Here is a 9,882-nt window from a genome sequence, read left to right as displayed (position 1 = left end):
AGTCCAGGGCCGCCGCGGTTTCGGGCCGGCCGCTTTGGAGCGCGCGCAGGATGGAAGAGGAGGCGTAGGCCCGCGAGACCAGTTTGTCGCGGTAGTCCAAGGCGAAGCGGTTGCCACCGTGCACCATGGCCAGGCCCACGGCAATCGAGACCACATACGCCAGCGCCACTGTGAGGATCCCGAAGCGAGCCCGGCGCACGGCGCGCAAGACCCGGTGCGGGAGGGAATCGGGCGACGACATCACTGCGATAGTACCGCGCCGGCTAGATGGCCGCCAGGGCCTCATCCAGGTCGGCCAGAATGTCGTCCACATCCTCGATGCCCACCGAGATGCGCACCATGCCGTCGGTCAGCCCGATGGCCCTTCTTCCCTTCTCCCCCAGCGCGGCGTGGGTCATGGTGGCGGGATGCGAGATCAGCGTCTCGACCCCGCCCAGCGACTCGCCCAGCGAGCACACCCGCACCTTGCGCAGCATCTTCCTGGCGTTCCCCAGCGACCCGGTCTCGAAGGTGATCATGGAACCGTAGCCGCTCATCTGCTTCTGCGCCAGCTTGTGCTGGGGATGCTGCGGCAGCCCGGGATAGAAGACTGCTTTCACCTTCTTGTGCAGGTTGAGGAAGTCGGCGACGGCGCGGCCGTTGCGGTCGTGCTGCTCCATGCGCACCGCCAGGGTCTTCACCCCGCGCAGTACCAGCCAGCACTCGAAGGGCGAGAGAATCGCGCCGACGGATTTCTGAATGAAGCCGAAGGCCTCCGCCTGCTCGGCCCGCGTGCAGACGATGACCCCGCCCAGACCGTCCGAGTGGCCGTTGAGGAACTTGGTGGTCGAGTGCACCACCATGTCCGCGCCCAGCGCGATGGGATGCTGGAAGTAGGGCGACATGAAAGTGTTGTCCACGACCAGCTCGACTTTGCGGGCATGGCAGAGGTCGGCGATGGCTCGGATGTCGCTGATGGTCATCAGCGGGTTGGTGGGCGTCTCCACGTACACGAAGCGGGTGCTGCGCCGCAGCGACTTCTCCACCGCCGCCGTGTCGGAGGTGTCCACGTAAGTGAACTCCAGGCCGTAGTGGGTGAGGATCTGGTTGAAGAGCCGGGGCACGCCGCCATAGACGTTGTGCGAGCACACCACGTGGTCGCCCTTCTTGAGGGTGGTGCAGAGCGCGCTGATGGCGGCCATGCCGCTGGCGAAGACGCGCGAGGCCACGCCGCCCTCCAGCGCCGCCAGGCTCTCCTGCAGCCGGTCGCGGGTGGGGTTGGTGACGCGCGCGTACTCGTAGCCCAGCCGCGGCTTCCCCAGCTCCTCCTGCACGTAAGTGGAGGTGGCGAAGATGGGCACGCTGACCGCGCCGGTCAGCGGCTCCGGCTCCTGGCCCGCGTGGATGCACTTGGTGGCGAATCCGGGTTCCTTGGCTTTCATGGCGAGTCCTTCCCCTTTGATTCTTGCGGCAAGAGCGTGAATTCGCTGTTCAGCACGGTCCTGCCTCCTTCATCCTCGTAGGTGGTGGTGAGGGTCCTGGGCACGACAAAGGGTCGAGCGACGCCCGGCACCGAGATCGTCTGAAAGGTTTCTTCCACTCGATAACTCCTCAGCGTCCTGCCTTCGAGCACGGGGGCGGGCGTGTGCGCCGCAGCGAAAGTGAAATGCTGCAGCGCGTAGCTGCCCGGCTCCACCACGTACTCGCCCTCGCCGCACCAGTTGCGGAGCTTCAAGTGCCGGCTGTTGATCTCGAAGCCACAACCCGGGTGAGATTGATAGCTCACCCGGAACAAGGGGCGCTCGCCCGGGCGTGAGATCTGGAAGTCGAAGCCCTGGCGTACGTCGGAGCGCAAGAGCATCCCCGCGGCCACGGCGGTGACGTCGGCATCGATCTGCTCGATCATGCTCCGGTGATGAAACACGAAGGTCCCCGCGCTGACGCTGCTGCGCGTCTTGTACTCGTCGGGACGCGCCTGCACGATGGTGAAGCGGTGGCTGTCGCGCCGGGTCTTGCGCTGTTTCCCGGCGGAGTCGAATTCCTGGATGGTGGTGGACACCTGGAGCGGCAGTTCGGTGGTGTCGCGCAGGTAGCTCTTGGCGCTGGCCGCCGCTCCCTCCAGGACGTCCTCGGGCTTGAGTTCCTGCGCCAGGCAGACCAGAACGGCCGCGGCGACCACAACACATGCTGTTGCAGATTTATTCATTTATTGATTTGTTCATTTATTGATTTTGCCGGCTGAGCGAACTGCCGTTTCCGGGCGAGAAGCTCCGAAAATCAATAAATCAGTAAATGAGTAAATGAATAAACCCCTAGGCCCCGTCGAAGATCCCCTTGGAGAGGTAGCGCTCCGAAAGATCCGGAATCAGGGTGACCACGCGCTTGCCTTGCCCCAGGCGCTTCGCCACTTCGACCGCCGCCCAGACCGCGGCCCCGGCGCTGGAGCCGCCCAGCACACCCTCTTTCGCGGCCAGGTCCTTCACCATCTGGAAGGCATCGCGGTCGCTGACCATGATGACTTCGTCGGCCAGCGCCTGGTCGAAGGTCTTGGGGATGAAGCTGGAGCCGATGCCCTCCACCTTGTGCGCCTTCTTCTCCTTCTTGCCGCCCAGCACCGATCCCTCAGCCTCGACCGCGATGGCCAGGGCGCGCGGCAACCGCTCCTTGATGTAGCGCGCCACGCCGGTGAAGGTGCCGCCCGTGCCCGCGCCGAGCACCACCGCGTCGATGCGCCCCTGCATCTGCTCGAAGATCTCGCGGCCGGTGGTCTGGTAGTGGAAGTCGGGGTTGGCGGGATTCTCGAACTGCGCGGCGAGGAAGGAACCCGGGGTGCTGGCGGCCATCTCGCGGGCGCGGCGGATGGCGCCTTCCATGCCCTCGGCATCCGGGGTGCGGATCACCTCGGCGCCGAGGGCCCGCATGACCATGACCTTTTCCTCCGAGAATTTCTCCGGCACGAAGAGGGTGACGCGGTAGCCGCGGCTGATCCCGATCAGGGCCAGCCCCACGCCGGTGTTGCCGGCGGTGGCTTCGATGATGGTGGAGCCCGGGCGCAGCTTGCCCTCGCGCTCGGCTTGCCCGATCATCCCCAACGCTGCCCGGTCCTTCACGCTGAAGCCCGGGTTCAGATATTCCAGCTTGGCGAAAACGTCGCCTGCGCCCGGCGGGACCACGCGGCGCAGGCGCAGCATGGGAGTCTCGCCCACCAGTTCGGTGATATCCTCGACCACGCGCAGATGGGCGGCTTCGGCGGCCTTGATTGTCATTGTCGCTCTAGAGTACGGGAAGGCGCGCGCGAGCGTCAATCGCAGCCAGGCGCAGCGCCGGCTTCCGGTCCGGACTTGGCTGTCGAGTTCTCTTCGGGACTGTCCCGCGATGCGATGTGACCCGAAGGCAAGGAGGAGTCCATGGTGGCTGTGCACCTCGAGAAGCTGCGTCCGCACTTTCGCGGCGAACTGATCGCCCCGGGCGACGCTGGCTACGACGCCGCCCGCAAAGTCTACAACGCGATGATCGACAAGCGGCCGGCCGTGATCGCCCGGTGCACCGACGCCGCCGACGTCATCGCCGCGGTAAACTTCGCCCGCGAAAGCGGGCTGACCCTGGCGGTCCGCGGCGGTGGCCACAACGCGGCCGGCCTGGGCGTCTGGGACGACGCTCTGGTCATCGACTTGACACCCCTGCGCTTCGTTCACGTCGATCCCAAGAGGGCAGAGGTGCGCGTCGGCGGAGGCTGCACCTGGGGCGAGGTGGACCATGCCACTTATCCCTTCGGGCTCGCGGTCCCGGCGGGCTTCATCTCCACCACCGGAGTCGCGGGGCTGACCCTGGGCGGCGGGTTGGGCTACTTCACCCGCAAGTATGGACTGACCATCGACAACCTCCTCTCGGCCGACGTGGTGCTGGCCGACGGCCGCTTCGTCACCGCCAGCGCCAAGCAGAACCCCGACCTTTTCTGGGCGCTGCGGGGAGGCGGGGGGAATTTCGGGGTCGTGACCTCGTTCCTCTTCCGCGCCCGCCCCATCCACACCGTCATTGCCGGCCCCACGCTGTGGGAGCTGGAGGAGGCCCCTGAGATCCTGCAGTGGTACCGTGAATTCATCGTGAAGGCCCCGGAGGATCTCAGCGGCTTCTTCGCTTTCCTGGTGGTGCCGCCGGCGCCGCCGTTTCCCGAAAGACTGCACGGCAAGAAGATGTGCGGGATCGTGTGGTGCTACCTGGGGCCGCCCGCCAAAGCGGAGAAGGCCTTCGCCCCCATCCGCCGCGCGCACCCGGCCGCGCTCGATCTGGTCGGCCCCATGCCCTTCCCGATGGTGACGAGCATGTTCGATGCGCTCTATCCCCCGGGGCTGCAGTGGTACTGGAAAGCCGATTTCGTCCGCCAGCTCCCGGAGGAAGCCATCCGCGAGCATGTCCGGTTCGGGAAAATGATCCCGACCATGTGGTCGACCATGCACCTGTACCCCATCAACGGGGCCACTCGCCGCGTGCGCAAGGGCGCCACCGCGTGGGCGTACCGGGACGCGAACTGGGCGGAGGTGATCGTGGGCGTGGACCCCGATCCCGCCAACAAGGAGCGCATCGTCTCCTGGGCGAGAAGCTACTGGGAAGCGCTCCATCCCTACTCTGCCGGCGGGGCCTACGTGAATTTCATGATGGAGGAAGGGGAGGACCGGGTGAAAGCGACCTACGGCGGCAACTACGCGCGCCTGGCCAGGATCAAGGCAAAGTACGATCCCGGGAACCTGTTCCACATCAACCAGAACATCAAGCCCGCTGCGCGCGCGGGGAAGAAGCGCTGAGGCGGCGCGCCTTTGTGGCCGCTAGGGCTGGCTGGGGCCACCCGCAGCGCCGGCCGCGGCCCGCCCGGGTGTGGCGTAGTAGCCGCTGCGGGTGCGCACTTCCAGCTTGCTGAAGCCGTGTGCTTTGGCCGTGACCTTCACCGTGCGGAAGCCGCCGTCGCTCTGCGGCTTGGAGGGCTTGTACCCGATGGTGTACTGGTTGCGGATGTCGCGCGCGATCTCGCGGGTGATGGCGTCCACCTGGGAGAGGCTCTTGGGGAAGTAGGCGATGCCCCCGGTCTCTTCCGCCAGTCTTTGCAAGGCGCGCTTGGCGCGGTGGGGGTGATCGTCGCCCAGCAACCCGATGGTGTACACGGTGGGGCTGTTCATCTCCTGCAGGCGGCGGATGGTCTGTTCCAGGTTGTCGCGGCTGGCGTTGTCCTCGCCGTCGGTCACTACCAGCAGCACCTTCTTATCGAGCTTGCCGCTGTTGAGGTGGTCGGCGGAGGCGATGACGGCGTCGTAAAGAGCGGTGCCGCCGCGCGAATCGATGTTCTCCAGCGCCTCCTGCAGCTTGGGGATGCTGCTGGTGAAGTCCTGGTCGAGCCAGTACTCCTCGCTGAAGTTCACGACGAAGACCTCGTCCTGGGGATTGCTGGCGCGCACCAGGTTGAGCGCGGCCTGGTTGACGGCGGAGCGCTTGTCGCGCATGGAGCCGGAGTCGTCGATGACGATGCCCACGTCCACCGGGATGTCCTCGTGGCGGAAGGAGGTGATGCGCTGCTCCTGGCCGTCCTCGAAGACGGCAAAGGCGTCGCGGTCCAGGGTGGTGACCAGGTGCTGGTGGTCATCCACCACGGTGGCGTGCAGCACCACTTCGTCCACGTTCTTGCGAAAGACGAAGACGCCGTTTTCTTTGTCGGCGGCGGGCGCCTGGGCCGGAGCGGCGGCCGCCGGCGGCTGAGCGGGAGGAGATTGCGGGTTCTGCGCCCCCAGGGTCAACACCAGGCCGACGAGCAGGAGTCCCAGAAGCAGTCTATTGCGAAGGCGCATAGTACCCTGTTTTGGCATACACATGGAGCGGCGGCAGGCCCTTGGGTGGAAGCAACCTCACCTTGATCTTGTGCCACTTGCCGTCCTTGGGGGCGCTGCTGGGGCGGTAGCCGAGCACGTACTGGTTGCGCAACTCGATGCCGATCTTGCTGGCCACGTCCTCCAGCTCGTTGGCGTCGTAGATGCGGAACAGCCGCCCCCCGGTCTCGCTGGTGATCTGGTCCAGCAGCACGGGACCGTATTTCTCCTCCGGGGTGGGCGGATTGGGTTCGAAGATGCCGATGGCGTAGATCTGGACGTCGGCCTCGCGCACCACATCGCGGATCTCGCTGTCGGTGTAGCGGCTGCGGTTGTCGCCGCCGTCGGAGATGATGAGCAAGGCCTTGCGGCTGTTGCGCGCCTCCCGCATCTTGTCGATCCCCAGGTAGATGGCGTCCAGCAGCGCCGTGGCGCCCTTGGGGATGGTGTACAGCATCCTGCCCTGGATGGCGTCGATGGACTTGGTGAAGTCCGAAACCAGCTCCGGCCGGTCGGAGAACGTGACCATGAAGAATTCGTCCTGCGGGTTGGCGGTCTTGAAGAACTCGATGACCGCCTGCTTGGCCTTGTCGATCTTATCGGTCATGCTGCCGCTGTGATCGAAGATCACGCCCAGGGAGATAGGAGCGTCCTCGCAGGAAAAGTGACGGATCTGCTCCTGCTGCTTGCCGTCCCAGACTTCGAAGTTGTCCTTCTCCAGGCCGGTGACCAGGCGGTTCATGGGATCGGTGACCGTGACCGGCACCAGCACCAGATCGACATCCACCTTGACCGGCTTGGTGTGCGTGCGCAGCGCCGGGTTCATGCCTGGAACGGCGTTGGCCGGCGTCGTGTTGCGGGGTACGACGTGCACGTCGCTGGTGGAATCCTGCGCCCGCGCGCCCACCGGCGCCAGGACCAGCAGCAGGATCAAGCCGGCGGCCCACCCTTGCATCAGCCGCCGCACCCGGCAGGAAACCGCCTCTCGCGAGCAGGACCCGCGCCCGTCACCACTTTTGCGGGCCATAGGGGAACCTCGTGTGCTGCGCATCTTACCACAGACTGCAAGCGCGAAAATATCGGGCCGTCAAGGATTTTTGGACGTCCCCCTGTCCGTCCGGCCGGCCGGCCGGGTCCCTGTTGCGGGGCCGAAATGCGGAGTCCTCTGCGGAGTTGCTACAATTCCATGAGCCCGGATGCCATGGCGGAAGTCTTTCCCTTTTCGGCGCTGCGCTACGATCCCGCCCAGGTCGAGCCCGCCCAAGTCCTCACCCAGCCCTACGACAAGATCACCCCGGCCATGCAGGAGCGCTACTACGCCTCCAGCCCCTACAACCTGGTGCGCATCATCCTGGGCAAGAACGAGCCCGGCGATGATGGGAGCAGCAACGTCTACAGCCGCGCCGCCACCCGCTTCGCAGCCTGGCGCGGGACGGGCATCCTGCGCCCCGACCCCGGGCCCGGCTTCTACGCCTACTGCCAGCAGTTCGCAGCGCCCGGGGAGTGCGGGGTGATCCAGGAGCGCCGTGGCTTCATCGGCCTTGGGCGCCTCGAGGAATATTCCGCCGGCGTGGTCTTCCGCCACGAACAGACGCTCTCCCGGCCCAAGGCCGACCGGCTGGAGCTGCTGCGCGCCACCCGCGCCCACTTTGGGCAGATCTTCGTGCTTTACTGCGATCCGCAGTGCACGCTCGACCCTCTCCTGTCGCCGCCCCGCCCGCCTGAAGTCGAGGTGCGCGACGAGTACGGGGTGCGGCACCGCCTGTGGCGCATCTCGGAGCCGGCCGCCGTCACCGCCATCCGCGCGAGGCTGCACGGCCGCCCCCTCGTCATCGCCGACGGCCACCATCGCTACGAGACCGCGCTCACCTACCGCAACCAGCGGCGCGTCCAGGCCGGGCGGACCGATCCCGACGCGCCCTACGAGCGCGTGATGATGACGTTCGTGAATACCCAGGGCGGCGGAATCCTCATCCTGCCGACCCACCGCGTGCTCTCGGGTTTGCCGGATTTCCGCGCGGACGCAGGGAACCTCGCGGCCGGCGGCTTCTTCGCGGTGCGCGACCTGAGCACAGAGTTTGATCCCGCCCGGCCGGCTGCTCTGCTCCCCGCCACGCCGCCGGGCGAGACCGCGTTGCTGGCGGTGACCGCCGAGCGCGCCTTCCTGTTGCGCGCCGGTGCCGACGTCAACCACCCCGCCCTGCAAGGTCTCTCCCCGCGCCAGGCCGGGCTCGACGTGGTGCGCTTGCACAAGGTCGTGCTGGAGGCGGGGCTGGGCATCGGCGAAGCGGCGGTGCGCGACCAGCGCCACATCGCCTACCTGCGCGACGCGCGCGAGGCGGTGGAGCGCGTCCGCGGTGGCGGCGCCGACGTGGCCTTCCTCATGAATCCTGTGGACGTGGACCAGGTGACCTCGCTGGCCCTGGCCGGCGAGGTCCTGCCCCAGAAGTCCACCGACTTCTATCCTAAGCTGCTCAGCGGGCTGACCATCTATGCGCTGGAGTAGGCATCTCGGAGCTTGGCGCGCCCCCCTGCGGCGAGCGGGGTTGCTGGTGGCCGTGCTGGCGACCCTGGCGGCGAGGGGGCCGGCGGCTGAGGAGCGCCACCTCCACGTCTTTGCCGCCAGCGCTCGCTACCAGGTCGCCATCACCGAGCGCGAGGGCAAGGAGTACATCGGCCTGACCGACCTGCTGCAGCCTCTGGGCCCGTTCAGCGGCCGCGTGGACGGACACAAGTTCAAGTACCGCTTCCGCGGCGTCGAAGGCGAGGTACAGGACGGCAAGACCCAGGCGCGCGTGGGCAAGCTCAAGGTCGAACTTCCCGCGCCGGCGGTGCTGGAGGGCGAGAATGCCCTCATCCCCCTGGCCGCGGCTCCCAGCCTGCTGGCGCACTTCCTGGGAACCCGGGTGGACTACCACCCCACCAGCCGCCGCCTCATGATCGGGATCGCCGATGTCAGCTTCACCGCCGAGCTCCGCAAGGGCGAGTCTCCTGCCCTGGTCCTGAACTTCTCTGCCCCTGTGAATCCCACCATCAGCACGGGAGCGGGGGCGCTGCGCATGGTCTTCACCCGCGAACCCGTGGTCTCCTGGGCGGAGAAGTTCAACTTCAACGACCGCCTGATCCCCTCGGCGGTGTACAGCGAATCCGCCGGGGCGGCGGTGCTGACCGTGCACGGGACCGCGCCCCTGCTGGCCACCTTCAGCAACAGCGGACGCACCATCACCATCAGCGCGGCCCCCGGGGCGGTGCCGCCTACCGTGGCGGTGGCGCCCACACCCGTGCCGCCCCTGGAGGTCCCGACGCCCGCACCCGCACCGGCCCCGCAACCTTCGCTGCCGGTGGGCGGCTACCGGCCGCGTTTTCTGGTGGTGATCGATCCCGGCCACGGCGGCGATGATCGCGGCGCCACGCTGTCTGCCCAGCTCGCCGAAAAAGACGTCACCCTGGCCCTGGGCCGCCGCCTGCGCGCGGAGCTGCAGAACCGCGGCTTCAACACGCTGCTGCTGCGCGACGGCGATGTCACCCTCAGCCCCGAGCAGCGCGCCGAAGCCGCCAACGGCGCCCGCGCCGCCGTCTACATCTCCCTGCACGCCGACGTGCTGGGCACCGGAGTGCGCATTTACACTTCACTGCTGCCGCCGTCGGCGGGCCACCCCGGCGCCTTCCTGCCCTGGGAGAGCGCCCAGGCGGGCTACCTGGGATCCAGCCGCATTCTGGCCAACAGCATCCTGGAGGAGGTCGCCAAAAAGCAGATCAGCGTGGCCATGCAGCCGGCGCCGGTCGCCCCCCTCAACAACATCGCTGCCGCCGCGGTGGCGGTCGAAGTCGCGCCCGCCCGCCCGGACGTGAATTCCCTCACCCAGGTCGCCTACCAGCAGGCGGTGGTGACCGCCATCGCCAACGCGCTGGCGCAGGCACGTCCGCAACTGGAGGGCGCGCGATGATCCCCCGCCACCTGCTCATCACGCTGGCGGTGCTGCTGGCCGCGGTCTTCGGCCTGGGCTTTTACCTGCTTCACCTGAAGCGGCGCGCGGAAGAGAACCGCGCT

At 67.3% G+C, this 9,882-nt stretch carries 8 protein-coding genes; 3 read left to right on the top strand and 5 right to left on the bottom strand.

Annotated features, from left to right (window positions below):
* Positions 1-263: 263 nt before the first annotated feature.
* The 3 genes from VEG08_14850 to cysK all read right to left on the bottom strand — a co-directional run bounded on the left by VEG08_14850 (position 264) and on the right by cysK (position 3,245).
* Positions 264-1,421, bottom strand: coding sequence for a PLP-dependent aspartate aminotransferase family protein (locus VEG08_14850; GenBank protein ID HXZ29270.1), 1,158 nt, complete (start codon positions 1,419-1,421; stop codon positions 264-266).
* Positions 1,418-2,158: a hypothetical protein gene (locus VEG08_14845; GenBank protein ID HXZ29269.1), complete on the bottom strand. Its 741-nt coding sequence runs from the start codon at positions 2,156-2,158 to the stop codon at positions 1,418-1,420. The genes VEG08_14850 and VEG08_14845 overlap by 4 nt, the downstream gene beginning before the upstream one ends.
* 133 nt (positions 2,159-2,291) lie before the next feature.
* On the bottom strand, positions 2,292-3,245 hold the full coding sequence (gene cysK, locus VEG08_14840) for a cysteine synthase A (protein ID HXZ29268.1): 954 nt from the start codon (positions 3,243-3,245) through the stop codon (positions 2,292-2,294).
* A 141-nt stretch (positions 3,246-3,386) separates the two neighbouring features.
* Between cysK and VEG08_14835 the strand changes: the two genes are divergently transcribed.
* Complete coding sequence (locus tag VEG08_14835; GenBank protein HXZ29267.1) at positions 3,387-4,781, top strand: FAD-binding oxidoreductase; 1,395 nt, start codon at positions 3,387-3,389, stop codon at positions 4,779-4,781.
* A 21-nt stretch (positions 4,782-4,802) separates the two neighbouring features.
* Here the strand turns inward: VEG08_14835 and VEG08_14830 are convergent, their stop codons facing one another.
* Together VEG08_14830 and VEG08_14825 are read right to left on the bottom strand one after the other, a co-directional pair.
* On the bottom strand, positions 4,803-5,813 hold the full coding sequence (locus VEG08_14830) for a VWA domain-containing protein (protein ID HXZ29266.1): 1,011 nt from the start codon (positions 5,811-5,813) through the stop codon (positions 4,803-4,805).
* Positions 5,797-6,858: a VWA domain-containing protein gene (locus VEG08_14825; GenBank protein ID HXZ29265.1), complete on the bottom strand. Its 1,062-nt coding sequence runs from the start codon at positions 6,856-6,858 to the stop codon at positions 5,797-5,799. The genes VEG08_14830 and VEG08_14825 overlap by 17 nt, the downstream gene beginning before the upstream one ends.
* Positions 6,859-7,017: 159 nt before the next feature.
* Between VEG08_14825 and VEG08_14820 the strand changes: the two genes are divergently transcribed.
* Positions 7,018-8,337: a DUF1015 domain-containing protein gene (locus VEG08_14820; protein ID HXZ29264.1), complete on the top strand. Its 1,320-nt coding sequence runs from the start codon at positions 7,018-7,020 to the stop codon at positions 8,335-8,337.
* 46 nt (positions 8,338-8,383) lie between these two features.
* Positions 8,384-9,778 carry an N-acetylmuramoyl-L-alanine amidase gene (locus VEG08_14815; protein HXZ29263.1) on the top strand — a complete coding sequence of 465 codons (1,395 nt, stop codon included), beginning with the start codon at positions 8,384-8,386 and terminating at the stop codon, positions 9,776-9,778.
* The last annotated feature ends 104 nt before the right edge of the window (positions 9,779-9,882 follow it).

This window comes from Terriglobales bacterium, from assembly GCA_035624475.1.
GTDB lineage: Bacteria > Acidobacteriota > Terriglobia > Terriglobales > Acidobacteriaceae > DASPRL01.
The sequence above is the reverse complement of the archived record's forward strand: the minus strand, read 5'-3'. Positions and strand labels throughout refer to the sequence as shown.